The organism is Pseudomonas sp. Pseusp11, assembly GCF_047304405.1.
In the GTDB taxonomy this organism is placed as follows: domain Bacteria; phylum Pseudomonadota; class Gammaproteobacteria; order Pseudomonadales; family Pseudomonadaceae; genus Aquipseudomonas.
In genome coordinates, this window is the sequence record NZ_JBGLZF010000002.1 from 201,275 (window position 1) to 225,305 (window position 24,031).

A 24,031-nucleotide genomic window follows, 5' to 3' on the forward strand; every position below is an offset into this window, starting at 1 on the left:
CATCCGTTAAGCGTAGAACAGTTTCACGCCGGACGACTCAGAGCCACCAGCGCAGCAAAAAGAAAAAGCCCATGCTCAACAACATGCTGAGCAGAGTATTGCGGGTGTAAAGCACCAGGCCCACGGCCACCAGCGAACTGATCAGATAGGGGTTGTCCCACTGCAGGTTCAACTGTTTGTCGGGCATGAACACAATCGGCCCGCAGATCGCGGTGAGCATGCCCGGGACCGCGAAACCGAGGAACTGCCGGGCATTGCTGCTCAAGCGCACCGGCAGCCGAGGTTCGAGAAATACGTAGCGGTTCAGGAACACCAGCAGGCCCATCCCGATAATCACAGCCCAGACCATCATGTGCGCCCCACGTAGAGTTTGTTGCAGATGAACCCTGCGGTCATGCCCGCCAATCCTGACAGCACCAGCGCCGAGCCCCATTGCCAATAGCTGAACAGCACCGAACAGAACAGCGAGACTGCCACGCAAACCACTGTCGGAACGTTGCGCACCACCGGCGTGATCAAGGCGATAAAGGTCGCGGCGATGGAGAAGTCCAGTCCCAAGTGTTCAAGGCCCGGAATGCTGCTGCCCAGCACAATGCCCGCCAGGGTGAAGAGGTTCCAGGCGATGTAAAACGTCAGGCCCACACCGAGGGCGTACCAGCGATTGAACTGCTGTTTGTCATGCTGGCTGGTCAGGGCGAACAACTCGTCGGTGAGCAAAAAGCCCAGCCCGATACGCCAGCGGCCCGGCAATGGGGAAATCACCGAACGCATGCTCATCCCGTACAGCAAATGCTGGGAGGTCAGCAGCAACGTGGTCAACAGAATCGAAAAGACCCCGGCACCGCCCTTGAGCATGCCAATGGCGACCAATTGCGCCGCGCCGGCAAACACGATGCTCGACAGCCCCTGGCCTTGCAGGGGCGTGAGGTTGGCCTCGATGGCCATGGAACCGGCCAGCAATCCCCAGGGCGCGGTCGCCAGGGACAACGGCATGATGGCCGCGGCGCCACGAAGGAATGCAGTGCGCGGCATGAGTAAGTTGGACATAACGCTCTACAACCAGGGAAAGACTTCAGACTGTGCCAGCAGTCATGGCCGATGGCTTGAACAATCTTGCGCACTTGCAACGACTTCACGATTGACAAATACCCCGTCGGCTTTTAAAACTGGGCGCCTCATTCAGGGTGTAAGCAACCATGTCCGCAACTTTCAACCTCAACACTGTCGTCATTGGCTTGAATGCCAAGGCGCAAGGTTGCGTTGCGCACGCCCCTAAATCGAAGAAACAGTCGCTCATGTGACCGGGGCGCGCTGTCCCGTCAGATGAGCTGACAGGACATTGAGCGCGGCGGACACCTCTCCTCTTGCTGACTTCCTTCTACGCTTCTGACGGTGACGAAATCGGTCAACCTTCAGGAGAAAGTGCATGTCATCGTTTCAAGGTATCTGGGTTCCCATCGTTACGCCGTTTCACAACGGTGCGATCGACTTTGCCGGATTGCGGCGGCTGGTCAGTCATCTGCTGGAAAAAGGCGTCGATGGCATAGTCGTCTGCGGCACCACCGGGGAAGCCGCGGCGCTGGGTAAACACGAGCAACTGGCGGTGCTCGATGCGGTGCTGGAACAGGTTCCGCCAGAACGCGTGGTGATGGGCCTGGCCGGCAACAACCAAATCGAGTTGCTGCAATTTCAAAGCGAAATCCTGAAACGTCCCCTGGCGGGCTTGCTGGTGCCGCCGCCCTACTACATCCGCCCATCCCAGGCCGGCCTCGAAGCCTTTTTCAAGACCGTCGCCGATGCGTCCAGCGCCCCGATTATTCTCTACGACATCCCCTATCGCACCGGTATAGCCTTCGAGCAGACGACCCTGCTCCGGATCGTCGCCCATGAGCGGATCGTCGCGATCAAGGACTGCGGCGGCAACCCGGCCAACACCTTCGCGCTGCTCTCCAGCGGTAACGTCGACGTGCTGTGCGGCGAAGATAATCAGATCTTCGGCGCGCTATGCCTGGGCGCCAAAGGCGCGATTGCCGCCTCGGCCCATGTTCATCCCGAGCTGTTCGTGACGCTGTATCAACAGATTCGCGACAACCGCTTAGCGGCCGGCCGAACGACCTTCTTCCAGTTGCTGCCGCTGATCCACAGCCTGTTCATCGAGCCCAATCCCGCTCCGGTGAAAACTGCCCTGGCCCTTGGAGGATTGATCCACGACGAGCTGCGAGCGCCAATGCAACGCAGCAGTGAAAGCACGACGGTGCGTTTGAAAGAAGTACTGGCAGCGCTTGAAGGCGGCAATCGATAGAGCACAAGCGTCCAGCCCGAGTACCATGGAGCGATTCACCTAACGCGTCAGGGAATCGACATGTTTTACCGGATCGCCGCCGACGGGCTGGTGCTGTCTCACTTGTTGTTCATTCTGTTCGTGCTGTTCGGCGGGCTGCTGGTGCTCAAATGGCGCCACCTGATCTGGTGGCACCTGCCCGCCGCTGCATGGGGCGTGACCGTGGAAGTCTTCCACCTGACGTGCCCGCTCACCGAATGGGAAAACCGCATGCGCCACGCGGCCGGGCAAACCGGTTACGGCGGCGGTTTTATCGAACATTACGTGTGGCCGATCATTTATCCGGCCGGGCTGACGCCCACGATTCAGCTGGGGCTGGGCAGCGTGGTGCTGGCGCTCAACGTGTTGATCTACGCACGGCTGTTCCGGCAATGGAAGCATCCGACCCGTTCAGGCAGTAACCACCGCTCCGGTTGAACTCAGTTGGCGATAACACTCATGTTCCGGCCACTGGCCTTGGCCACATACAGCGCCTTGTCCGCGGCACCGACGACGTCGTCGGGCTGAGCTTGCGAGGCCGGGTCGTAGGCGCAGACGCCCAGGCTGACCGTGACCACGCCTTCTACGCCTCCAACGTGTTTGATGTCGGCCTGCTGAACCGCACGGCGGATATTTTCCGCCACCAGAAACGCCCCCACATAATCGGTGGCGGGCAGCACCACCGTGAACTCCTCACCACCGAAGCGCGCCGCGAGATCGCCGGGGCGCTTGATGTTTTCGGTGATGATCGTGCTGATTCTGCGCAAACACTCATCACCCGCCAAATGACCGTAGTGGTCATTGAAGCTCTTGAAGTGGTCGACATCGATCATCAGCAGCGCAAGATGGGTCTGGCTACGCCTGGCGCGGCCCATTTCCGCGAGAATGAACAGGTCGAATTGACGCCGGTTGGAAAGCCCGGTCAGTGCATCCTCCAGCGCCAGCAACTCAAGGCTGCGGTTGACCTCAATGAGTTTGTCCTGAGTCTCCAGCAGATTGTTCTGAATATGATTCTGCTGCTTCATGAGGCGGATCAGGCGATAACCGAGAGCCCCCAGAAATCCCAGCAGCAACAGGACGATACCCGCACTGAATATCGACTCCTGCCGCCAACTGGCCAGGACCTCATCCTTGTCGAGCGCGGCAAACACGACAAGCGGATACCCCTCGACCCGCCGAAACCCCACGACCCGCACCACCCCATCCACATAAGACCTCACCGTTGCCGTACCGGAATCGCCCTTGGGCAACAGTTGGGTAAACAGCGGTCCTTTGGCGACGCTGGTACCGATATCGGCTTCGTTGAACGGGCGCCGAACGACGATGGTGGCGTCATCGGCGATCAGGTTGATCACCCCGTTATTGCCCATGTCGATACTGTTGTACAAATCCAGGAAATGCTTGAGGTAGATCGAAGCCACCACCACGCCGGCAAACCGGCCATCAGCGTGATTGATCCGGCGTGACACGGTCATGATCCACTCACCGGTCGAGCGACTTTTTATCGACGGACCGATATGAGGACCGCGGTCGGGATGATCACGGTGGTAGATGAAATATTCACGGTCGGAATTATTGGCATTGGGTGGTATGACGTTAATGGCGTTGGCGAGCCAGCGTCCTTCTTCGTCGAACACGAACAGCCCATGGATCTGCGTCAGTTCACTGCGCTGGGCCTGGAGCAAACGTTGCAGCCGGGGAAATTTTTCCGGTTGCATGCCGTCGATTTCGAGGCGGTCCACCAGGGAAAACAGCAGCGTGTCGGCCTGTTTGATCGATGCCTGTGCCTGCGAGGCCAGGGTTTGCGCCAGGTTGGACATCGCCACTTCGCTCTCACGCAGATGGTACTGACGCGAGTTCCAGCTTTCACCGATCACAATGGCCATCAAGGACAGGCACACCGCAATCAGCAGAGAAACCGCGTATCGAACCTTGAGTTTCGACTCAACCGGCTCGGGCACCCAAGGCGTGGCGAACCGGGTGTGTTCAATACGATCTTTGACGGACGGATGCCCCATGACGCTCCCTGAATCCCTTATGACATGGCGAATTTTCCCGTTCGCCCTTTTAGCGCCAGCCAGCCGTGACCGGCGCTCAAACCTTTACAACCCGATACGATAGGTGATTTGCACGAAAACGCTCATCGAAATCATCCGCCGGATCAGCGAGGATGATAGCACCCGTTACTTAAGGCTTCCCGCCAGAAACTGCTTCAACCGCTCGCTCCGAGGCTGCTCCAGCACACGGCTTGGTGCTCCCTGCTCCTCCACCCGTCCCTGATGCAAAAAGATGACCTGATTCGACACCTGCCTGGCAAATGCCATTTCATGGGTGACCACCACCATCGTCCTCCCTTCCTCTGCAAGCTGCTGCATGACTCTGAGCACCTCGCCCACCAGTTCGGGGTCCAGCGCGGAAGTCGGCTCATCGAACAGCATCACTTGCGGCTCCATGGCCAGCGCGCGAGCAATGGCAACGCGCTGCTGCTGGCCGCCGGACAACTGGACCGGATACTGGCCCTCGACCTTTGCCGGCAAGCCGACCTTGAAGAGGTAATGCCGCGCCCGCTCCAGGGCTTCCTGGCGCCCGACACCCAGCACGCTCATCGGGCACTCAATGAGGTTTTCCAGCACCGTCATGTGACTCCACAGGTTGAAATGCTGAAACACCATCGACAGCTTGCTGCGCATGACCTGCAACTGCCGGGGGTCGACTACGCACAATTCGCCCCTCGAGTTCTTGCGGGTCAGCAGCTCTTCGGCGTTGACAATGATGCGCCCGGCTGACGGTTGTTCGAGGTGGTTGATACAGCGCAAAAAGGTACTTTTTCCCGACCCCGAGGAGCCGATGATGCTGATCACATCGCCAGCCCTGGCCTTGAGCGAGACGCCCTTCAACACTTCATGGCTGCCGTAGTTCTTGTGTACGTCTTCAACGATCAATTTATACATTCGAGCATGTCCCGTCAGGAGTCAGTGCGTCCGGGGTTTGAGGTAGGCAAGCCAATGCAATTCACCGCGACGGAACAGCCAGATCAGCAAAAACGCGCTGCCGGCATACAACAATCCGGCAATGCCGAATGCGGTGAAGGATGCGTAAGTCGCCGAGTTGACGTCGCGGGCAATTTTCAGCAAATCGGGAACCGTGGCGGTAAACGCCACTGAGGTGGAATGCAGCATCAAAATCACTTCATTGCTGAAAAACGGCAGGGCCCGGCGCAACGCCGACGGCAGAACGATCCGGCGATAGAGGGTGAAACGGCTCATCCCGTAGGCTCGGGCGGCCTCGATTTCGCCATGGGCGGTCGCCCTGATGGAACCGGCGAAAATTTCGGTCATGTAGGCACAGGTATTGAGCCCGAACGCCAGCACCGTGCAGTTGAACCCGTCACGGAAAAACGCGTTGAGAAAATCCTGGGACCGCACCACATGCAAGCTGTATACACCGGTGTAGAAGAACAGCAGCTGGATGTACAACGGGGTGCCGCGAAACACGTAGGTGTAGCACCACACCGGCAGGCGGATCAGCGGATTACGGCTGACGCGGGCGATCGACAAGGGAACCGCGAGCAGGAAACCGCTCACCACCGAAAGAATGAGCAGCCACAAAGTCACCGCCAACCCGGAAAAGTGCGGCCCGTCGCTCCACAGGTAAGCCTGCCAGTAGTCATCGAGAATGCCGGTCATGGTGCAACCTTCCTGACACCCACCGAGTAGCGGTGCTCGAGCCACATCAAGACAACGTTGGAAACGGTGGTAATGGCCAGGTAGATCAGGCCGCCGACCAGCGTGAAATAAAAGAACTGCAACGAGCCCTTGCCCGCATCCTGCGTGGCCTTGACCACATCGGTCAGGCCGATGATCGATACCAGGGCAGTCGACTTGATCAGCACCTGCCAGTTATTGCCAATACCCGGCAAGGCATGGCGCAGCATTTGCGGGAAGAGGATTTTGCGAAAGGTTTTCCCGCGGCTCATGCCGTAGGCCCTCGCGGCTTCGATCTGGCCAGCCGGGACTGCCTGGAAGGCTCCGCGAAAAGTCTCGGTGAAATATGCCCCGTAGATGAATGACAGGGTGGCGACACCGGCCAGGAACGGGTCGATATCGATCTGGTTGATGCCTAGCCAATCCGTCATCCGGTTGAGCAGCATCTGCAAGCTGAAGAACAACAGGAGCATGATGACCAGGTCCGGCATGCTGCGAATCACCGTTGTATAACCCGTGGCCAGCGCTCGCAACAAACGACTGGAGGACAACTTGGAGCTGGCGCCGAGCAGCCCTGCCAGAACGGCGATCAGCAGTGATCCCAAGGCCAGTTTGAGGGTGGCCAGGGTGCCCAGCAGGATTTGCGGGCCAAAGCCTTCCAGAAGCATTTCGCTCTCCTTGTTTTTATTAGTGAAGAGGATGGTCAAACAGAGCGGCCCGGACGGCCGCCCTGTTTCAGGTATCGAGAGGCGTCATTTCGCGCCGTAGACGTCGAAATCGAAGTACTTTTTGTTGATCCGCTCGTAAGTGCCGTTGGCCAGAATCGTCGCCAGCGCTTTGTTCAAGTCTTCGCGCAGCTCGACATCACTCTTGCGCAAGCCAATGCCATCACCGACGCCGAAAAAACCGGGGTCATCCAGGGTGGCACCCGCAAATTCATAGTCCTTGCCCCGCGCAGTGTTCAGAAACCCGTAACTGGCCTGGATCGCGCCCTGCAGCGAGGCATCGAGTCGCCCCACTACCAGGTCGGCGTACACCTGGTCCTGATTCTGATAGGAGAGAATGTCCACGCCCTTCGAACCCCAGACAGCTTTGGCATAAGCCTCCTGGGTCGACCCCTGCTCCACGCCAATACGCTTGCCCTTGAGCGACTCCAGGGAGGGCAGCAAGCCCGATCCACGCCTGACCACCAAACGTGCCGGCGCATTGGACACCTTGTCGGTAAACGCAATCTGCTCCAGGCGCTTGGGCGTAATGGTCATCGACGAAGCCACCGCGTCGAACTTGCGCGCCAGCAGGGCCGGGATCATGCCGTCCCAGCTGCTTTCAACCCAGACGCAGCGAGCATGCAACTCGGCGCAAAGCGCCTCGGCGATGTCGACCCCGAAACCGGTCAGCGTGCCATCCTGGTTCTTGTATTCCAGCGGTGGGTAGGTGGGGTCGACGCCCAGCTTCAATACTTTGCCGGACCAGTCGGCCGCCCCGGCCAGGCCGGATGCCGTGAACAACACCAGTGATACAGCCGCGATCATTTTATTCATTGTTATTTTTCCTCAATGGGCTCGCCGAGCCAGGTTACCGACAGCTTTTTGTACAAACGCAGCGCTTGAAAACGCCGCCGCTCAACGCAGAAAACCCTCGACCAGCTTCACCCAATAACTCGCCCCGATCGGCAGGCAGGCATCATTGAAGTCGTAGCCGGGGTTGTGCAGCAGACAGCCGCTGTCGCCCTGGCCATTGCCGATCACCAGATAGCTGCCCGGGCACTTTTCCAGGATGAAAGCGAAGTCCTCGCTGGCGGTGAAGGGGCGCAGGTCGTCAATCATTTGTCCTTCGCCCAGCCAGTCCTGCGCGACCTGACGGGCGAACGCTGTCTGCTCGGGATCATTGATCAACACCGGATGACAATGCTGATAGTCGATATGGGCCTGTGCGCCGAAACTGGCGGCCTGGCCCTCAACCAGCTCGGTAATTCTGAGCTCGAGCAGCCGGCGAACCTCAGGGGTCAACGCTCGCACGCTCAGGCTCATTTCGGCGAACACGGGAATGACATTCGAAGCGCTTCCGGCATGTATGGAACCCACCGTGATAATTGCCATGTCCTGCGGATTGACGTTGCGCGACACGATGCTTTGCAAGGCAATCACGATCGAGGCGCACACCACCACCGGATCGATGGCCTTGTGCGGCACCGCGCCGTGGCCACCGTGGCCGATGATTTTGATCGTCACCGTATCGGCAGACGCCATGAACGGGCCGCTGTAAAACCCCAGATGCCCGGCGGGATAACCCGGCACGTTGTGCATGGCAAACACCGCATCACACGGGAACCGTTCGAGCAGGCCGTCTTCAAGCATTTTCCTGGCACCGCCCAGCCCCTCTTCGGCCGGCTGGAAAATCAGATGCAATATGCCGTTGAACGCCCGGGTTTGCGCCAGGTATCGAGCGGCCGCCAACAAGGTTGCGGTATGCCCATCGTGGCCGCAGGCATGCATCACACCGTCAATCCGGCTGGCATACGGCAAGCCGGTGGTTTCCTGAATCGGCAGTGCATCCATGTCGGCGCGCAAGCCAACGGAGCGCCCCTCACCATTTTTCAGGGTGGCGACAACTCCGGTCCGGCCCACACCGGTGCTGACCTCAAACCCCCACTGCGTCAAACACTGTGCAACCCGCTCACTGGTGGCGAATTCCTCAAAGCCCAACTCGGGGTGAGCGTGAATGCAGTGCCGCAAGGCGATCATTTCATCCTGGATCGCTGCGATACCAGGCAAGACGGGGCCGGCGTTCATTGTTGTATTCCCTCGATAGGTCTGGGCGGCTGTTGGGATCGATCTTAGGGAACGGAATCCGGGCTGGGGAGACGCAGTTTGGTTATGATGACAACCATTGGTTGTCGTCACGGTGAGCATATGAAACTGCATCAACTACAAGCGCTGATCGCCAGCGCCGAAACCGGCAGCATCCGCGCAGCCGCGCGTTCGCTGGATATGTCCCAGGCCGCCGTGACCAAAGCACTTCGCGAGCTGGAAACCAGCCAGCAGTTACCGCTGTTCACCCGAACGCCCAACGGCCTGAACTTCACCGAGTACGGCAAAGTGCTGCTGACTCACGCCCGGCTCGTGATCAAGCAACTCGAACATGCGCAGACAGAGCTCGATCACCTGCGAGGCAAGGCTCAGGGGCGGCTCTGTGTGGGGATCACGCCATGGATTGCCTTGACCTTCTTGCCCGAAGTGGTACTGGCCTTTCGAGAGCGAATGCCGGAAATCCGGCTGGAACTGTTCGAAAGCCTGATGGCGGTGGCCCAACCGCTGCTGCGCGATGGCAGCATGGATTTTGCGATCGGCCAGCTTCACCCGACGCAATCAACCCAGGAATTTGCCTGCGAAACCCTGCTCGATTACCAAACGTCGGTGTTGGTTCGCCAGGGCCATGCACGACAGAATGCTCGATCGATCCATGAGCTGCTGGAGCAGAACTGGACCTTGAACTACGCACCGGACGGTCACGATGGGCTGATGCAGGAGTTGTTCTGGAAACACGGTGCACAGATTGATGAGAGCCGAATCGTCCGCGCCCATTCACTGGCCATCCTGCAAATGATGGTTGAGCGGGCCGACATGTGCACCTGGGGGCCCTCCATCGTGAGTATCGCCCCGCCCTTTCTCGGCCGAGTGGTTTCCCTGGGGCTGACCGAACAATTCGAACCCAGGCAGTTGGGCATCGTGACACGCCGCAATGGTGCGCTGAGCAATCCGGCACTGTGCTTCACCGATTGCCTGTTGCAGGTCATTCGGCGTCACGCCCGCTCGGCCAAGAAGGAAGACCGACAACTCTTTGAAACGCTGCACCTGCGGGTTTGAGAGAGGTCAGGCGCGCGTCTGTTTCAATGCCTCAAGCCAGGCCGGATTCAATTGCGTCTGCTCAGTATCGATGCCCAGTGCTTGCATCCGCGCCGCATGTTGATCCATCTCACGGCTCAGTTGACCATGGTCGCTGGAGTTGCCGTCCAACTGGTGCATCTGGTTCAACCCCAAGTGATAGAAGCGCAGCAGCTTCATGGCGCCCGGATCGCCCTGCTCCACCGCCGCCGTCACCTGGTGCATGACGTTGGTGACGCTCATCAGGCTGCGCTTGAGCTGCCAACCGTAAACCGCTGGCGCCATCCACTCCTGGCTCCAGAACTTGCCGCGCATCAGCGCCACCGTCAGCAACAACGCGGCAAACACCCCGCCCACGTTGAACCGCAGATTGTCGCCGCCGGGTTCACCGAACAACGTCACCGCCGCCGTCGACAGCACCATCGCCAGCGCCAGGAACATCAGGGCGATGATCACCGTGCTGCGCCGCGTCTGGCGTCGATAGGTTTCGGCATTCATTGGCTGGATTTCGAACATCGCGACGGGGTTCCTTGCATCGGTGGTAAAAGGCGCTGTGACAAAAAGACTGCGAGGCATTATCGCCTCCCCGAAGGATTTAGCTATGCTGGAGCTCCTTTTCATCTTTTCATCGTCAAACGGGAGCATGGCGATACAGCGCAGTTCGTGCCATCTTCATCATGGATACACACTATTCGGATGCCATGCGCCGTTGCTGGCGGGTGACATCGTTTTAAGGATCATTGAATGACCCAACGACATGTAATCAACGCCTCGGTCAGCCCTAAAGGCAGCCTGGAAACGCTCTCCCAGCGTGAAGTACAGCAACTGAGCGAAGCTTCATCCGGCATCACCTACACCCTCTTCCGCCAGTGCGCCCTGGCCATCCTCAATACCGGCGCCCACGTTGATAACGCCAAGACCATTCTGGAAGCCTACAAAGACTTCGAAATCCGCATTCACCAGCAAGACCGTGGCGTACGCCTGGAACTGCTGAACGCCCCGGCCGACGCTTTCGTCGATGGCGAAATGATCGCCAGCACCCGCGAAATGCTCTTCAGCGCCCTGCGCGACATCGTCTACACCGAAAACGAACTCGACGCCTTGAGCATCGACCTGAGCACCTCCCAGGGCATCAGCGACTACGTCTTCCACCTGCTGCGCAACGCCCGCACCCTGCGCCCCGGCGTCGAGCCGAAAATCGTGGTGTGCTGGGGCGGCCACTCGATCAACACCGAAGAATACAAATACACCAAGAAAGTCGGCCACGAACTCGGCCTGCGCAGCCTGGACATCTGCACCGGTTGTGGCCCTGGCGTGATGAAAGGCCCGATGAAAGGCGCGACCATCGCCCATGCCAAGCAACGCATCCACGGCGGCCGTTACCTCGGCTTGACCGAACCTGGGATCATCGCCGCCGAAGCGCCAAACCCGATCGTCAACGAACTGGTGATCCTGCCGGACATCGAGAAACGCCTGGAAGCGTTCGTGCGGGTTGGCCACGGCATCATCATTTTCCCGGGTGGCGCGGGCACGGCCGAAGAGTTCCTGTACCTGCTCGGCATCCTGATGCACCCGGACAACCAGGACCTGCCGTTCCCGGTGGTCCTTACCGGGCCGAAAAGCGCCGCGCCGTATCTGGAGCAACTGCACGCCTTCGTCGGCGCAACCCTCGGTGAAGAAGCGCAGCAGCACTACGAGATCATCATCGACGACCCGGCCGAAGTGGCGCGGCAGATGACTCAGGGCCTCAAAGCGGTCAAACAGTTTCGCCGCGAGCGCAACGACGCGTTCCATTTCAACTGGCTGCTGAAGATCGACGAAGGCTTCCAGCGCCCGTTCGACCCGACCCACGCCAACATGGCCAACCTGCAACTGAGCCGCAACCTGCCGCCCCACGAACTGGCCGCCAACCTGCGCCGCGCGTTCTCCGGCATCGTCGCCGGCAACGTCAAGGACAAGGGCATCCGCCTGATCGAAGAACACGGGCCGTACCAGATTCGCGGTGATGCCGAGGTCTTGCAGCCGCTGGACCACTTGCTCAAAGCCTTCGTCGCCCAGCACCGGATGAAACTGCCGGGCGGCGCGGCGTATGTGCCGTGTTACCAAGTGGTGGCTTGATACGCAAATCCTGTAGGTTTGGTTCGAAGTATCAGCGCTACTGAGTTGCCGGTTTGAACTGCCTGAAATGAGAAACCCCGCTTGATGCGGGGTTTCTTGTTTTTGGGGACTGAGTCAGTGGAGCCCACTGTGGCGAGGGAGCTTGCTCCCGCTGGGTTGCGAAGCGACCCCAAATCCAGCAACCGCATTTTTCTGGCACACCGCATATGCCGGTTTTGCGACTGCTGCGCAGCCGAGCGGGACGGTGCGGCGACCCGACAAGCTCCCTCGCCACAATGGGTCACTCAGTTCTGAGGATCGAGGTTATCCAGCACTCGGTTGACGGCCAGTTCACCAAGCATGACCACCGATTGAATCCCCAACATCACATTGCGATGTGGCATGTCCATCAATCCGGCGAACTCACTGAGCATCATGCTCGCTGACGCCAGGGATTCGCAGGCGTTGACCAGCAGGGTTTCGTTATCGACCTTCGCACCCACATGGTAAATGGTACTGGGTTTGCGCTTGGTGGCTTTGGGGATGGGTGGTTTGAGGTAGTGGTCGAGGGCGCGGTCGGCGGCTTCGTGGAGTTTTTTGGAATCGAGGGATTCGTAGGGGGAAACGTCGTCGGTTTCCGGAGGATTTGGTGTTGGTTTGAACATAAATGAAGCTCCTTGATCAGTGGAGCCGACATCTATCGCTGCTAAACGAAGAAGGTGGCGGCTGTACGCGGGTTAGCAGACCAGGGATCAAGGAACCCGGCGCACCGAAGTGCCCCACGCATAGCCGCCATAACGCGAATGGCGACACTGACGTGCCTTGATATTCATCGAGCTGCTAAACCCGATCGCTGATTCGTCAGCGACCCGGAAACGATAGAGCCCGGCCTCAAGGCGCACAAGCCGGCGGATTCTGGCGTAGTCGTAGGCAACGGCGCAAGGCTGTGTAGCCTGAGTGAGTATCTGGAGATGTCTATTAAACATCGCCTGTTTATTGGTCTTACTGTGGGTTTTGTGGTGGATGGGCTGGCCTCTTCGCGAGCAAGAGACTTGGCCTACCCGTAGCAGCAGCCTCGCGGGCTCGGCAGCTGCTACAACAGATCGCTTACTAATCGCGCCGCAAGAAACTTGGCCTGGCTCGCCACGTCAGTCACCGCCGTACTCTCCCACCACATGCCGCGCAACGGCGGCCCCATGGCGAACAAACGGCTGGCGACCTGCCCGTCGGCGCTGAGTACCGCGCCATCCACCGCCGCGGCAATGCCCAGCGCCAATGGCCCCGGACGCACCAGCCCGCAAGCGAGCAACTGCTGGGGCAACGGCCGCGCCACCCGACGCCAGTCGTATTCGATGCCGCTGGAGTTGATCAGCGCCGCGCCATGCACCACGCAAGTTTGCGTCTCGCCACGACGACGAATGCGGATACTGACCTCGCCGTCCGACGCAGGCTCGAGCCCCTTGAACGATGCGGCATGAATCCGCAACCGCCCTTCCCCATGCAGACGCGCCACCAACTCGGCACTCAACGGCGGCGAGCGATGGTGATGGCTTTCCCACCATGGCCGCACATGCCGCACAAATTGCCGGCGTTGCCGATCCGTCGCCTGACTCCACAACCGCCCGATGTGCGCCCGCACCGTGTCCAGCGGCGCTTGCCAGTCAATGCCTTGAGCAATGGCATCGCGGCAATGCCGGCGCAGTTCCCGCACCAACTGACGCGGTGTGCGAATACTGTGGTCCGCGGCTAAAAAATCCACCCACGCCGGCGGTTGTCGGCGCACATGCGGTAGCAGACCATGACGGGAGAACACTTCGATCGGCCCGCGATGCCCAGCCTGCTCCAGCGACACCACGGCGTCGACCATAGTCAGGCCCGAGCCGATGATCAGCACCGTCGACTGCGGATCGAGCTGACGCATGGCGGCCACATCCCACGGGTCGAGCGCAGCCGCATTCAAGCCGCTGGATTCGGTTTGCGGTGTGCGCGCGGCGGGGAACATACCAGTGGCCAGCACCGCATAGGCGCCTTGCAAACGTTGCCCGTCACTCAAGGTCAGCAATACAGCGTTGTCCCGGGTTTGCAGGTCGACCACCTCGGCCCGTACATGCTCGACACTCGAACCATTCAATGCGCCCACCGCCTGCGCCTCGGCCAAACGCTGCTGCACATAAACGCCGAACAGCCCGCGCGGCGGAAACAGTTCACTGACCGGCACATGCTGCTGATCCGACTCCGGCCAGCCACCGGCGGCGATGTGTTCGGTCAGCCATTGGGTCAGGTCATCGGCGTTGTCCGGGTCGACGCTCATCCGCGCCGCGTTGCCATTGAGCGTATGCCCCAGTTCCACCGCGCTATAGGCTTCGCCACGGCCCAGCTCCGCTCGCGGCTCGATCACCAGAACCCGGCGTTGACCGGGCAAGCGCAACAACTGCGCCGCCAGCATCGCGCCACTCAGGCCGCCGCCGATGATCAGGATGTCAGCGTGACGGATGGCGTCGCTCGCCTGTGCGCGTGGTGTCTCAGTCATGGCGTTCTCACTGATCAATGTTTACCTGAATGGAAGTCGTGCGGATCGCCCCGTGTCAGTCACTCACCGGACGCTAGCCTGTGAAGCGTACTTGAGTGCCACGTTAATATTTTGCTCGGCCATCAGGAAGCTCACCTGCACGTCTCGATTGAGTTGCGCCACGATTTCGAAAATCTCCCGGACGATAATAGGCGCCAAACCCATGGCAGGTTCATCAAGCTGTACCAAAGTAGGACGTGTCATCAACGCCCGGCCGATGGCGACCATTTGTTGTTCGCCACAGGAAGTCAGCCCGGCCTGGGTCTTGCGCTTGGTTTTCAGGCGTGGAAACCAGGCGTAGATGCGCTCCAGATCCGCCGCCAGGTCCTTGCGGCTCAGACCGCGAACGAAGCCGCCGCTGCGCAGGTTGTCCTCCACCGTCAGTTGCGGAAATACGTGCCGACCTTCCAGCACATGCACCATGCCCTGACGCACGCGAACGCTCGGATCGCCCCCTGCGGTATCGCGTCCGAGAAACTCGATCGTCCCTCGACTGACTTCCGCGCGCTCGGCCCGCACCAACCCGGAAATTGCCTTGAGCGTCGTGCTTTTACCCGCACCATTGGCGCCGAGCAACGCGACGATGCCGCCCTTGGGCACCGTCAGCGACACTCCGGCCACAGCCAGGATCGCACCGTCGTAGATCACTTCGATGTCTTTGACTTGCAACAGGTCATTAGCAGCAATGTCGCTGGCGGCTTGGCTGAGGAGGATCGGCAGCAGGCTGATAAACGCCGCGCCGACAAAGTTGCCGGCGATGCTGCCCATGCCACCGATAATAATGATGATGAACAGGATCTGGAACGACCGGTTGATATCGAAGCTGCTGGCGCTGGTAGTGCCCAGATAAGCAAAGGCACATGGGCGGTGTGAGGGGGTTGGGCAAAAATTGTCATGGCGCGACTCCGGAGTCGGGTGAACACCCAAGTACCAATACAGAAGTCGCGCCAAAATAATTATTATTTGTTAATCAATAGCTTACGAAAACAACTTAAATTGATCTATGAGATAAACCTCAACAATCTGTGGGCTCACTGCTGCTCAAGCAACACCTACAATAGCGAGTGCTCAACCTCTTCATAGAAATTGAGCATTCACTTTAAGCAACTTTATCAAGAGTGGTTGATGTCATAGACAGTTGGCTCTGAATCGTGCTGGTTACCAACCTCATCCCAGAACGTGTAGGTGAATACCTTCTGCGGCCCTGTGTTATTCAATAAGTCCAATTTTGAAATCAGGAATTCAAAAAAATCACCGACCGGTTCCCCAACAGGTACATGGTCAACTACATCAACACCCGAAATAAGCACGCTGACGCTGTGGACTATTCCCGGCTCATAAGAGTCGGGCGTGGGAATGCACGCAGTAGCCCCTTTATCCGGGACATCCTTCAGATTGATTACGCCATCTACAGCTTCTTTGACGTGAAGCGCTTCTAAATCTGCCATTTCCTAATTCCTTTCAGTCGACATTAGAAAGAGCCGCATCAACGTCTATGTCTGTTCGATGGGCCGCTCGGCCGGTACCGCACCGAACTTCATCTAATCTTCGATCGCGCCCAACGTCTACTGTCAGAAATAACAGGTATCGCGCCGTTCCCGACGAGCGGTCTGCCGCAATCAGATCACTACATTACGCACAAACCGCGCCGCCACCACCCCGTCATTGCGATAGGAATGCGGCTGGTTGCTGGCGAACATGAAGAACTCCCCGGCGGTGATGTGTTGCTGCTTATCGCCCAGCACCAGGGTCAGGCAGCCTTCAAATACGTAGAGCTGTTCGCTCCAGCCATCGGCGTCCGGTTGCGAGGGGTAAATTTCACCCGGTTGCAGGCACCATTCCCATTGTTCCACTTCACGGGTGGCGGTGGCTTTTGACAGTAAAACGGCTTTGCTGCCAGGAATTTTTCCGGCCCAGGCGACTTCATTGATGCGGCTCGGGTCGCGGGCGTCGGGGGCCTGGATCAGGTCGCTGAAGGCCACGTCCAGCGCTTCGGCCACGCGGTCGAGCGTGGTCAGGCTGACGTTCTTCTCGCCGGCCTCGATGGCCACCAACATCCGGCGGCTGACCCCGGACTTTTCGGCCAGGGCGCTCTGGCTCATGTCGGCGGCGTGGCGCAGACGTCGCACGTTCAGGCTGACGTGCTGGAGGACCGAAGCCCGTTGGGTGGAATCTTTGTGCACTATATTGCTCACTGGGTGGCGTTGCGCAGTATACTGCCCAACTTCGGGCGCATTGTGCGTCTCCCTCAGATGGCGCGCAAGGTCATGACGTCAATGAACGCTTCTCATACTTCCCCCCGTTTCTCCCGGTTCAGCAAGGCCGAGTGCGTGCTGGTGCTGATTACCATGGTCTGGGGCGGGACCTTTTTGCTGGTGCAGCATGCGATGACCGTCAGCGGGCCGATGTTCTTCGTCGGGCTGCGTTTTGCCGCGGCGGCGAGCCTTGTGGCGCTGTTCTCCTGGCGCCATCTGCGTGAACTGACGCTGTTCGAACTCAAGGCCGGGGCGTTTATCGGCGTGGCGATCATGCTTGGTTACGGCTTGCAGACCGTGGGTTTGCAGAGCATTCCCAGCAGTCAGTCGGCGTTTATTACCGCGCTGTATGTGCCGTTCGTGCCGCTGCTGCAATGGCTGGTGCTGGGGCGTCGTCCGGGGTTGATGCCGAGCATCGGGATCATGCTGGCCTTTACCGGGTTGATGTTGCTGTCGGGGCCTTCCGGCGCGTCGCTCAATTTCAGCCCCGGTGAAATCGCCACATTGATCAGCGCCGTGGCGATTGCCGCGGAAATCATTCTGATCAGCACCTATGCCGGCCAGGTCGACGTGCGGCGGGTGACGGTGGTGCAATTGGCGGTCACGTCGGTGCTGTCGTTCCTGATGGTGGTGCCGACTCAGGAAGTGATTCCGGATTTCTCATGGTTGCTGTTGTGCAGCGCTTTAGGCTTGGGCGCGGCGAGTGCGGCGATCCAGGTGGCGATGAACTGGGCGCAGAAGAGTGTTTCGCCGACTCGGGCGACGTTGATCTATGCCGGGGAGCCGGTATGGGCCGGGATTGCCGGGCGGCTCGCCGGGGAACGCTTGCCGGCGATTGCGTTGATGGGTGCGGGGTTGATTGTGGCGGCGGTGATTGTCAGTGAGTTGAAGACCAAGGGTAAGGCGGCTGCCGAGGTTGATGAAGCCTTGGAGAGCGAAAGCGGCAATTAACAGCAAGATCTTTTCGGGGCTCCCCCATCTCCATTGAAACAATGATAAACAGGGTTTTTCCGTCTACCTTGTAGGATTCTGCGACAGCTTGACGTTTGGTGATCGGGGAGCTGGCACGTATGATGCTTCACAAACTTCCGCAGATTAGAAGCCTATGTCCCTGATAGTTCTACTGCTTCTGCCTTTTATCGGCAGCTGTCTGGCAGCCTTGCTGCCGCACAACGCGCGTAATACCGAATCGCTGTTGGCTGGCCTGGTTGCCTTGATCGGCACCGTCCAGGTCGCCCTCTTGTACCCGCAAATCGCCCATGGCGGCGTGATCCGCGAAGAATTCTTCTGGCTACCCAGCCTGGGCCTGAACTTCGTGCTGCGCATGGACGGTTTCGCCTGGCTGTTCTCGATGCTGGTACTGGGCATTGGCACGCTGGTTTCGTTGTACGCCCGCTATTACATGTCACCGGACGATCCGGTACCGCGCTTCTTTGCGTTTTTCCTGGCGTTCATGGGCGCCATGCTGGGGTTGGTGATCTCCGGCAACCTGATCCAGATCGTGTTTTTCTGGGAGCTGACCAGCCTCTTCTCGTTCCTGTTGATCGGCTACTGGCACCACCGCGCCGATGCGCGACGTGGCGCCTACATGGCGTTGATGGTTACCGGCGCGGGCGGTTTGTGTTTGCTGGCGGGGGTCATGCTGCTCGGCCATGTGGTCGGCAGCTATGACCTGGACAAGGTCCTGGCCGCCGGCGAGCTGATTCGCGCGCATGCCCTCTACCCTATTCTGCTGCCCCTGATCCTGATCGGCGCCCTGAGCAAAAGTGCGCAATTTCCCTTCCACTTCTGGTTGCCCCACGCGATGGCGGCACCGACGCCGGTCTCGGCTTATCTGCACTCGGCAACCATGGTCAAGGCCGGGGTGTTCCTGCTCGCGCGCCTGTGGCCGTCGCTGTCCGGCAGTGAAGAATGGTTCTACATCGTCAGCGGGGCCGGCGCCTGCACCCTGTTGCTCGGCGCTTATTGCGCGATGTTCCAGAACGATCTCAAGGGCCTGCTGGCCTACTCGACCATCAGCCACCTGGGTCTGATCACCCTGCTGCTGGGCCTGAACAGTCCGTTGGCCGCCGTGGCCGCGGTGTTCCACATTCTCAACCACGCCACGTTCAAGGCCTCGCTGTTCATGGCCGCCGGGATCATCGATCACGAAAGCGGCACCCGGGACATTCGCAAACTCAGCGGCCTGGTCAAACTGATCCCGTTCACCGCCACCCTGGCCATGGTCGCCAGCGCCTCCATGGCCGGCGTGCCGCTGCTCAACGGCTTCCTGTCGAAAGAGATGTTCTTCGCCGAAACCGTGTTCATCAACGCCACGGCCTGGGTCGAGATGACCCTGCCGATCGTCGCGACCATCGCCGGGACGTTCAGCGTCGCCTACTCCCTGCGCTTCACCGTCGACGTGTTCTTCGGCCCGACCGCCACCGATCTGCCGCACACCCCGCACGAGCCGCCGCGCTGGATGCGCGCGCCGGTGGAGTTGCTGGTGTTTACCTGCCTTGTCGTGGGGATTTTCCCGGCGCAAGTGGTCGGCTCGCTGCTCGCGGCGGCGGCATTACCGGTAGTGGGCGGCACGCTGCCCGAGTACAGCCTGGCGATCTGGCACGGCTGGAACGCACCGATGATCATGAGCCTGATCGCCATGTCCGGCGGCATCGTGCTTTACCTGTTGCTGCGCAATCAGCTCAAGCGCGGGCGTTTCATGCACCCGCCGGTGATCAACCGCTTCAACGGCAAGCGCCTGTTCGAGCGCAGCCTGGTGGTCATGATGCGTCTGGCCCGTCGCCTGGAGCGGCGGATCAGCACCCGGCGCCTGCAAACCCAACTGTTTCTGGTGGTACTCGCCGCGGTATTGGCCGGGTTGATCCCGATGCTGCACAGCAGCCTGAGCTGGGGTGACCGGGCGAAAATTCCGGGCTCGATCGTGTTCGTGATCCTCTGGCTGCTGGCGATTGCCTGTGCCCTCGGCGCGGCGTGGCAAGCCAAGTATCACCGGCTCGCAGCCCTGACCATGGTCAGTGTCTGCGGCCTGATGACCTGCGTGACCTTCGTCTGGTTCTCGGCGCCGGACCTGGCCCTGACGCAACTGGTAGTCGAAGTGGTGACCATGGTGCTGATCCTGCTCGGCCTGCGCTGGTTGCCGCGACGGATCGAAGAGGTGTCACCGTTGCCGAGCAGCCTGCGCAAGGCGCGGGTACGGCGGGTTCGCGACTTGCTGCTATCGACAGCGGTCGGTGGCGGCATGGCGTTGCTGTCCTACGCGATGCTGACCCGCCAGACGCCCAACGACATTTCCTCGTTCTACCTAAGTCGCGCCCTGCCCGAAGGCGGCGGCAGCAACGTCGTCAACGTAATGTTGGTGGATTTCCGTGGCTTCGACACCCTCGGTGAAATCACCGTGCTGGTGGCAGTGGCCCTGGCGGTGTTCGCCCTGCTGCGACGCTTCCGTCCTCCGAAAGAAAGCCTGCAACTGCCGGCCCAACAGCGTCTGCTGGCGCCCGATGTGGTCACCGATCTGGTCAACCCGCGTCACGCCAGCGACACCGCGCTCGGTTTCATGATGGTGCCGGCGGTGCTGGTGCGCCTGCTGTTGCCAATCGCCCTGGTGATCTCCTTCTATCTGTTCCTGCGCGGGCACAACCAACCGGGCGGCGGTTTCGTCGCCGGGCTGGTGATGTCGGTGGCGTTCATCCTGCAATACATGGTCGCCGGCACCCAGTGGGTCGAGGCGCAAATGAGCCTGCGGCCGCTGCGCTGGATGGGCACCGGGCTGTTGTTCGCCACCGTTACCGGGCTCGGGGCAATGGCGGTCGGGTATCCGTTCCTGACCACCCACACCTGGCATTTCGAGCTGCCGCTGCTGGGTGATATTCACATCGCCAGCGCGCTGTTCTTCGATATTGGCGTGTACGCCGTGGTGGTCGGCTCGACGCTGTTGATCCTCACTGCTCTCGCCCACCAATCGGTACGTGGTCATAAAACCAGCGCGCAAATCAGGCCCGCGGCCAAAGCCGTTGTCACCCAAGGAGCCATCTGATGGAAGAAGTCATCGCAATCGCCATCGGTGTGCTGGCCGCGTCTGGCGTATGGCTGATACTGCGGCCACGGACGTTCCAGGTGGTCATGGGCCTGTGCCTGCTGTCCTATGGCGTCAACCTGTTCATCTTCAGCATGGGCAGCCTGTTCATCGGCAAGGAGCCGAGCATCAAGGACGGCGTGCCTCAGGATTTGCTGCACTACACCGACCCGCTGCCGCAGGCGCTGGTGCTGACCGCAATCGTCATCAGTTTCGCCATGACCGCGCTGTTCCTGGTGGTGCTGCTCGCCTCCCGGGGCCTGACCGGTACCGACCATGTGGATGGCCGGGAGCCTAAAGAATGATGGCGATGACTCACCTGATCGTTGCACCGATTCTGCTGCCGCTGCTGACCGCCGCCGTGATGCTGATGCTGGGCGAGAAACACCGCCCGCTAAAGGCCAAGATCAACCTGTTCTCCAGCCTGCTGGGACTGGGCATTGCCGTAATGCTGCTGCAATGGACGCAAACCACCGGCGTGCCCGGCTCCATCGGCGTGTACCTGCCGGGCAATTGGCAGGCGCCGTTCGGCATCGTGCTGGTGGTCGATCGTCTGTCGGCGCTGATGCTGGTGCTGACCGGGATCATCGGCGTCAGCGCCCTGCTGTTCGCCATGGCCCGCTGGGACGGCGCCGGTTCGAGTTTCCACGCACTGTTCCAGATTCAGTTGATGGGCCTGTACGGCGCCTTCCTAACGGCGGACCTGTTCAACCTGTTCGTGTTTTTCGAAGTGCTGCTCGCCGCCTCTTACGGGTTGATGCTGCACGGTTCGGGCCGGGCGCGGGTGTCGTCGGGGTTGCATTACATCTCGATCAACTTGCTGGCCTCGTCACTGTTCCTGATCGGCGCAGCGTTGATCTACGGCGTTACCGGCACGCTGAACATGGCCGACCTGGCGCTGAAAATCCCGCTGGTGCCGGAAGCCGATCGCGGCCTGCTGCATGCCGGCGCGGCGATTCTGGCGGTGGCGTTCCTGGCCAAGGCCGGGATGTGGCCACTGAACTTCTGGCTGGTGCCGGCCTACTCAGCGGCCAGCGCGCCGGTGGCGGCGATGTTCGCGATCATGACCAAGGTCGGCGTCTACACCTTGCTGCGCCTGTGGACGCTGCTGTTCTCCGGCCAGGCCGGGGCCTCCGCGTACTTCGGTGGCGACTGGCTGATCTACGGCGGCATGGCGACCATCGTCTGCGCCGCCGTGGCGATCCTCGCCGCGCAACGCCTGGAGCGCATGGCCAGCCTGAGCATTCTGGTGTCGGCAGGCATTTTGTTGTCGGCCATCGGTTTCGCCCAGCCGAACCTGATCGGCGCGGCGCTGTTTTACCTGGTCAGCTCGACCTTGGCCTTGAGCGCGCTGTTCCTGCTGGCGGAGTTGATCGAGCGTTCGCGTTCGGCCAACGAAATGCCACTGGACGATGACGGCGAGCTGCTGCCACGGCCCCTGGAATCCTTGCAGCCGCCCAAAGGCTTCAACCTCGATGACGACCAGAAAGCCGTGGTTGGTCAGGTGATTCCCTGGACCATGGCCTTCCTCGGCCTGAGCTTCATCGCTTGCGCTTTATTGATTATCGGCATGCCGCCGCTCTCCGGATTTATCGGCAAACTCAGCCTGCTCAGCGCCCTGCTCAACCCGCTGGGCCTGGGTAATGGCAGCGACGAGCCGGTATCGAACGGCGCGTGGGGGTTGCTGACGTTGTTGATCCTGTCCGGATTGGCCTCGTTGATCGCTTTCTCGCGTTTGGGCATCCAGCGTTTCTGGACCCCACAAGAGCGACCGTCGCCTTTGCTGCGCCGCCTGGAATGCGTGCCGATCATCGTGCTGCTGGGGCTGAGCATCGCGCTGACGTTCAAGGCTGAACCGCTGCTGCGCTACACCCAGGCCGCCGCTCAAGCATTGAATAACCCTCAGCAATACGTGATGGCGGTGCTCGGCACCCGTGCGGTGCCGAGCCCTGAAGCCAGGGCAGCACTGGTGGAGGTGCAACCATGAAGCGTCTGTTTCCTGCGCCGTGGTTGTCACTGTCCTTGTGGCTGCTGTGGCTGCTGTTGAACCTGTCGATGAGCCCCGGCAATGTGCTGTTGGGCGCGGTATTGGGCCTCTGTGCCCCACTGATGATGCGCAAGTTGCGGCCGTTGCCGATCCGCATTCGTCGCCCTGGGGTAATCCTGCATTTGTTCTTGCTGGTCGGGCGCGATGTGCTGGTGTCCAACCTTGCCGTGGCCTGGGGCGTGCTCAATGCCGGGCGGCGCGCGCCTCGCTCGCGGTTCATCAAGGTGCCGCTGGACTTGCGCGATGCCAACGGTCTGGCGGCGCTGTCGATCATCTGCACGGTGATTCCCGGCACGGTCTGGTCGGAACTGGCGCTGGATCGCAGCATTCTGTTGCTGCACGTCTTCGATCTGGATGACGAAAGCCAATTCATCCAGCACTTCAAGGCGACTTACGAGCGCCCCTTGATGGAGATCTTCGAATGAGCGAATTGCTGTCGAACGCAATCCTGCTGAGCCTGTTCATCTTTTCGTTGGCGATGATTCTGACCCTGATCCGCCTGTTCAAGGGCCCGTCGGCCCAGGATCGGGTTCTGGCCCTGGATTACCTGTACATCATCGCCATGCTGATGATGCTCGCGCTGGGCATTCGTTATGCCAGTGACACCTACTTCGAGGCGGCGCTGCTAATCGCCCTGTTCGGCTTTGTCGGCTCGTTTGCCCTGGCCAAATTCCTGTTGCGTGGCGAGGTGATCGAATGAGCGCTGAACTGTCTTTGTGGGTGGAAATTCCGGTGGCGATTCTGCTGGTGCTCAGCAGTCTGTTTGCGCTGATCGGCGCGGTCGGGCTGCTGCGGATGAAGGATTACTTCCAGCGCATGCACCCGCCGGCGCTGGCCTCGACATTGGGCGCGTGGTGCGTGGCACTGGCTTCGATCATTTACTTTTCGGCGCTCAAGTCGGGGCCGGTGTTGCATGCCTGGCTGATTCCGATTCTGTTATCGATCACGATGCCGGTGACCACGCTGCTGCTGGCCCGGGCAGCGCTGTTCCGCAAGCGCATGGCGGGGGATGATGTGCCGGCGGAAGTGAGTAGTCGGCGCACGGAACCCGGGAGTTAAACGCAAAAGATCTTGCTTGCC

The 24,031-nt window shown here is 60.2% G+C and carries 24 protein-coding genes and 1 pseudogene; 11 read left to right on the top strand and 14 right to left on the bottom strand.

Going from position 1 to position 24,031, the window contains the following annotated elements; all coding sequences use genetic code 11:
• Positions 1-37 precede the first annotated feature (37 nt).
• Together ACCC96_RS02395 and ACCC96_RS02400 are read right to left on the bottom strand one after the other, a co-directional pair.
• Positions 38-349, bottom strand: a complete 312-nt coding sequence (locus ACCC96_RS02395; protein ID WP_162830927.1) for an AzlD domain-containing protein — start codon at positions 347-349, stop codon at positions 38-40.
• Entirely contained in the window at positions 349-1,047 is a 699-nt protein-coding gene (locus ACCC96_RS02400; RefSeq protein ID WP_413694899.1) for an AzlC family ABC transporter permease, read from the bottom strand. Before ACCC96_RS02400 ends, ACCC96_RS02395 begins: the two co-directional genes overlap by 1 nt.
• A gap of 379 nt (positions 1,048-1,426) precedes the next feature.
• Between ACCC96_RS02400 and dapA the strand changes: the two genes are divergently transcribed.
• Together dapA and ACCC96_RS02410 are read left to right on the top strand one after the other, a co-directional pair.
• The gene (gene dapA, locus ACCC96_RS02405; RefSeq protein WP_413694900.1) at positions 1,427-2,302 is read left to right on the top strand and encodes a 4-hydroxy-tetrahydrodipicolinate synthase; all 876 of its coding nucleotides are present in this window, start codon (positions 1,427-1,429) and stop codon (positions 2,300-2,302) included.
• A 60-nt stretch (positions 2,303-2,362) separates the two neighbouring features.
• Positions 2,363-2,758, top strand: coding sequence for a DUF2784 domain-containing protein (locus ACCC96_RS02410; protein WP_413694901.1), 396 nt, complete (start codon positions 2,363-2,365; stop codon positions 2,756-2,758).
• A 2-nt stretch (positions 2,759-2,760) separates the two neighbouring features.
• Here the strand turns inward: ACCC96_RS02410 and ACCC96_RS02415 are convergent, their stop codons facing one another.
• The 6 genes from ACCC96_RS02415 to ACCC96_RS02440 form a co-directional block, all read right to left on the bottom strand.
• On the bottom strand, positions 2,761-4,338 hold the full coding sequence (locus tag ACCC96_RS02415; protein WP_413694902.1) for a sensor domain-containing diguanylate cyclase: 1,578 nt from the start codon (positions 4,336-4,338) through the stop codon (positions 2,761-2,763).
• 165 nt (positions 4,339-4,503) lie between these two features.
• Positions 4,504-5,271, bottom strand: coding sequence for an ABC transporter ATP-binding protein (locus tag ACCC96_RS02420; protein ID WP_413694903.1), 768 nt, complete (start codon positions 5,269-5,271; stop codon positions 4,504-4,506).
• Between the two features lie 21 nt (positions 5,272-5,292).
• Positions 5,293-6,006 carry an ABC transporter permease gene (locus tag ACCC96_RS02425; protein WP_258673445.1) on the bottom strand — a complete coding sequence of 238 codons (714 nt, stop codon included), beginning with the start codon at positions 6,004-6,006 and terminating at the stop codon, positions 5,293-5,295.
• Positions 6,003-6,692, bottom strand: coding sequence for an ABC transporter permease (locus ACCC96_RS02430; RefSeq protein ID WP_019649253.1), 690 nt, complete (start codon positions 6,690-6,692; stop codon positions 6,003-6,005). Before ACCC96_RS02430 ends, ACCC96_RS02425 begins: the two co-directional genes overlap by 4 nt.
• 84 nt (positions 6,693-6,776) lie before the next feature.
• Complete coding sequence (locus ACCC96_RS02435; protein WP_413694948.1) at positions 6,777-7,556, bottom strand: ABC transporter substrate-binding protein; 780 nt, start codon at positions 7,554-7,556, stop codon at positions 6,777-6,779.
• Between the two features lie 90 nt (positions 7,557-7,646).
• Positions 7,647-8,816, bottom strand: coding sequence for a M20 aminoacylase family protein (locus ACCC96_RS02440; RefSeq protein ID WP_413694904.1), 1,170 nt, complete (start codon positions 8,814-8,816; stop codon positions 7,647-7,649).
• A gap of 84 nt (positions 8,817-8,900) precedes the next feature.
• Here ACCC96_RS02440 and ACCC96_RS02445 point away from each other — a divergent pair, with 84 nt between their 5' ends.
• On the top strand, positions 8,901-9,890 hold the full coding sequence (locus tag ACCC96_RS02445; RefSeq protein WP_413694905.1) for a LysR family transcriptional regulator: 990 nt from the start codon (positions 8,901-8,903) through the stop codon (positions 9,888-9,890).
• Positions 9,891-9,896: 6 nt separating this feature from the next.
• Here ACCC96_RS02445 and ACCC96_RS02450 read toward each other — a convergent pair whose 3' ends face one another.
• Positions 9,897-10,424, bottom strand: a complete 528-nt coding sequence (locus tag ACCC96_RS02450; protein ID WP_413694906.1) for a DUF3087 domain-containing protein — start codon at positions 10,422-10,424, stop codon at positions 9,897-9,899.
• Positions 10,425-10,652: 228 nt separating this feature from the next.
• Between ACCC96_RS02450 and ppnN the strand changes: the two genes are divergently transcribed.
• The gene (gene ppnN / locus ACCC96_RS02455; protein ID WP_018928007.1) at positions 10,653-12,026 is read left to right on the top strand and encodes a nucleotide 5'-monophosphate nucleosidase PpnN; all 1,374 of its coding nucleotides are present in this window, start codon (positions 10,653-10,655) and stop codon (positions 12,024-12,026) included.
• A gap of 284 nt (positions 12,027-12,310) precedes the next feature.
• On the opposite strand, the gene ACCC96_RS02460 is transcribed toward ppnN, so the two are convergent.
• From ACCC96_RS02460 to ACCC96_RS02480, 5 genes and pseudogenes are all read right to left on the bottom strand, one after another.
• A complete protein-coding gene (locus ACCC96_RS02460) occupies positions 12,311-12,670 on the bottom strand; it encodes a DUF6124 family protein (protein WP_413694907.1) in 360 nt (119 codons plus the stop codon).
• 428 nt (positions 12,671-13,098) lie between these two features.
• Positions 13,099-14,535: an FAD/NAD(P)-binding protein gene (locus tag ACCC96_RS02465; RefSeq protein ID WP_413694908.1), complete on the bottom strand. Its 1,437-nt coding sequence runs from the start codon at positions 14,533-14,535 to the stop codon at positions 13,099-13,101.
• 69 nt (positions 14,536-14,604) lie between these two features.
• Positions 14,605-15,342, bottom strand: a pseudogene (locus ACCC96_RS02470) (ABC transporter ATP-binding protein); the annotation flags it as partial.
• Between the two features lie 344 nt (positions 15,343-15,686).
• A complete protein-coding gene (locus ACCC96_RS02475) occupies positions 15,687-16,022 on the bottom strand; it encodes a hypothetical protein (RefSeq protein ID WP_413694909.1) in 336 nt (111 codons plus the stop codon).
• 171 nt (positions 16,023-16,193) lie between these two features.
• The gene (locus tag ACCC96_RS02480; RefSeq protein ID WP_413694910.1) at positions 16,194-16,757 is read right to left on the bottom strand and encodes a helix-turn-helix domain-containing protein; all 564 of its coding nucleotides are present in this window, start codon (positions 16,755-16,757) and stop codon (positions 16,194-16,196) included.
• Here ACCC96_RS02480 and ACCC96_RS02485 point away from each other — a divergent pair.
• From ACCC96_RS02485 to ACCC96_RS02515, 7 genes are all read left to right on the top strand, one after another.
• A complete protein-coding gene (locus tag ACCC96_RS02485) occupies positions 16,752-17,780 on the top strand; it encodes a DMT family transporter (RefSeq protein ID WP_258673421.1) in 1,029 nt (342 codons plus the stop codon). The genes ACCC96_RS02480 and ACCC96_RS02485 overlap by 6 nt on opposite strands.
• A gap of 154 nt (positions 17,781-17,934) precedes the next feature.
• Positions 17,935-20,865: a monovalent cation/H+ antiporter subunit A gene (locus ACCC96_RS02490; protein WP_413694911.1), complete on the top strand. Its 2,931-nt coding sequence runs from the start codon at positions 17,935-17,937 to the stop codon at positions 20,863-20,865.
• Complete coding sequence (locus tag ACCC96_RS02495; RefSeq protein ID WP_019649262.1) at positions 20,865-21,209, top strand: Na+/H+ antiporter subunit C; 345 nt, start codon at positions 20,865-20,867, stop codon at positions 21,207-21,209. Before ACCC96_RS02490 ends, ACCC96_RS02495 begins: the two co-directional genes overlap by 1 nt.
• Positions 21,206-22,891, top strand: coding sequence for a monovalent cation/H+ antiporter subunit D (locus ACCC96_RS02500; RefSeq protein WP_258673416.1), 1,686 nt, complete (start codon positions 21,206-21,208; stop codon positions 22,889-22,891). The genes ACCC96_RS02495 and ACCC96_RS02500 overlap by 4 nt, the downstream gene beginning before the upstream one ends.
• Complete coding sequence (locus ACCC96_RS02505; RefSeq protein ID WP_019649264.1) at positions 22,888-23,376, top strand: Na+/H+ antiporter subunit E; 489 nt, start codon at positions 22,888-22,890, stop codon at positions 23,374-23,376. Before ACCC96_RS02500 ends, ACCC96_RS02505 begins: the two co-directional genes overlap by 4 nt.
• Positions 23,373-23,651, top strand: coding sequence for a K+/H+ antiporter subunit F (locus ACCC96_RS02510; RefSeq protein WP_007935991.1), 279 nt, complete (start codon positions 23,373-23,375; stop codon positions 23,649-23,651). The genes ACCC96_RS02505 and ACCC96_RS02510 overlap by 4 nt, the downstream gene beginning before the upstream one ends.
• Complete coding sequence (locus ACCC96_RS02515) at positions 23,648-24,010, top strand: Na+/H+ antiporter subunit G (protein ID WP_258673413.1); 363 nt, start codon at positions 23,648-23,650, stop codon at positions 24,008-24,010. The genes ACCC96_RS02510 and ACCC96_RS02515 overlap by 4 nt, the downstream gene beginning before the upstream one ends.
• The last annotated feature ends 21 nt before the right edge of the window (positions 24,011-24,031 follow it).

Coding starts and splice junctions, on each gene's coding strand:
- ACCC96_RS02395 (WP_162830927.1), bottom strand. CDS start 349: ATGGTCTGGGCTGTGATTATCGGGATGGGCCTGCTGGTGTTCCTGAAC.
- ACCC96_RS02400 (WP_413694899.1), bottom strand. CDS start 1,047: ATGTCCAACTTACTCATGCCGCGCACTGCATTCCTTCGTGGCGCCGCG.
- dapA (WP_413694900.1), top strand. CDS start 1,427: ATGTCATCGTTTCAAGGTATCTGGGTTCCCATCGTTACGCCGTTTCAC.
- ACCC96_RS02410 (WP_413694901.1), top strand. CDS start 2,363: ATGTTTTACCGGATCGCCGCCGACGGGCTGGTGCTGTCTCACTTGTTG.
- ACCC96_RS02415 (WP_413694902.1), bottom strand. CDS start 4,338: ATGGGGCATCCGTCCGTCAAAGATCGTATTGAACACACCCGGTTCGCC.
- ACCC96_RS02420 (WP_413694903.1), bottom strand. CDS start 5,271: ATGTATAAATTGATCGTTGAAGACGTACACAAGAACTACGGCAGCCAT.
- ACCC96_RS02425 (WP_258673445.1), bottom strand. CDS start 6,006: ATGACCGGCATTCTCGATGACTACTGGCAGGCTTACCTGTGGAGCGAC.
- ACCC96_RS02430 (WP_019649253.1), bottom strand. CDS start 6,692: ATGCTTCTGGAAGGCTTTGGCCCGCAAATCCTGCTGGGCACCCTGGCC.
- ACCC96_RS02435 (WP_413694948.1), bottom strand. CDS start 7,556: ATGATCGCGGCTGTATCACTGGTGTTGTTCACGGCATCCGGCCTGGCC.
- ACCC96_RS02440 (WP_413694904.1), bottom strand. CDS start 8,816: ATGAACGCCGGCCCCGTCTTGCCTGGTATCGCAGCGATCCAGGATGAA.
- ACCC96_RS02445 (WP_413694905.1), top strand. CDS start 8,901: ATGATGACAACCATTGGTTGTCGTCACGGTGAGCATATGAAACTGCAT.
- ACCC96_RS02450 (WP_413694906.1), bottom strand. CDS start 10,424: ATGTTCGAAATCCAGCCAATGAATGCCGAAACCTATCGACGCCAGACG.
- ppnN (WP_018928007.1), top strand. CDS start 10,653: ATGACCCAACGACATGTAATCAACGCCTCGGTCAGCCCTAAAGGCAGC.
- ACCC96_RS02460 (WP_413694907.1), bottom strand. CDS start 12,670: ATGTTCAAACCAACACCAAATCCTCCGGAAACCGACGACGTTTCCCCC.
- ACCC96_RS02465 (WP_413694908.1), bottom strand. CDS start 14,535: ATGACTGAGACACCACGCGCACAGGCGAGCGACGCCATCCGTCACGCT.
- ACCC96_RS02475 (WP_413694909.1), bottom strand. CDS start 16,022: ATGGCAGATTTAGAAGCGCTTCACGTCAAAGAAGCTGTAGATGGCGTA.
- ACCC96_RS02490 (WP_413694911.1), top strand. CDS start 17,935: ATGTCCCTGATAGTTCTACTGCTTCTGCCTTTTATCGGCAGCTGTCTG.
- ACCC96_RS02495 (WP_019649262.1), top strand. CDS start 20,865: ATGGAAGAAGTCATCGCAATCGCCATCGGTGTGCTGGCCGCGTCTGGC.
- ACCC96_RS02500 (WP_258673416.1), top strand. CDS start 21,206: ATGATGGCGATGACTCACCTGATCGTTGCACCGATTCTGCTGCCGCTG.
- ACCC96_RS02505 (WP_019649264.1), top strand. CDS start 22,888: ATGAAGCGTCTGTTTCCTGCGCCGTGGTTGTCACTGTCCTTGTGGCTG.
- ACCC96_RS02510 (WP_007935991.1), top strand. CDS start 23,373: ATGAGCGAATTGCTGTCGAACGCAATCCTGCTGAGCCTGTTCATCTTT.
- ACCC96_RS02515 (WP_258673413.1), top strand. CDS start 23,648: ATGAGCGCTGAACTGTCTTTGTGGGTGGAAATTCCGGTGGCGATTCTG.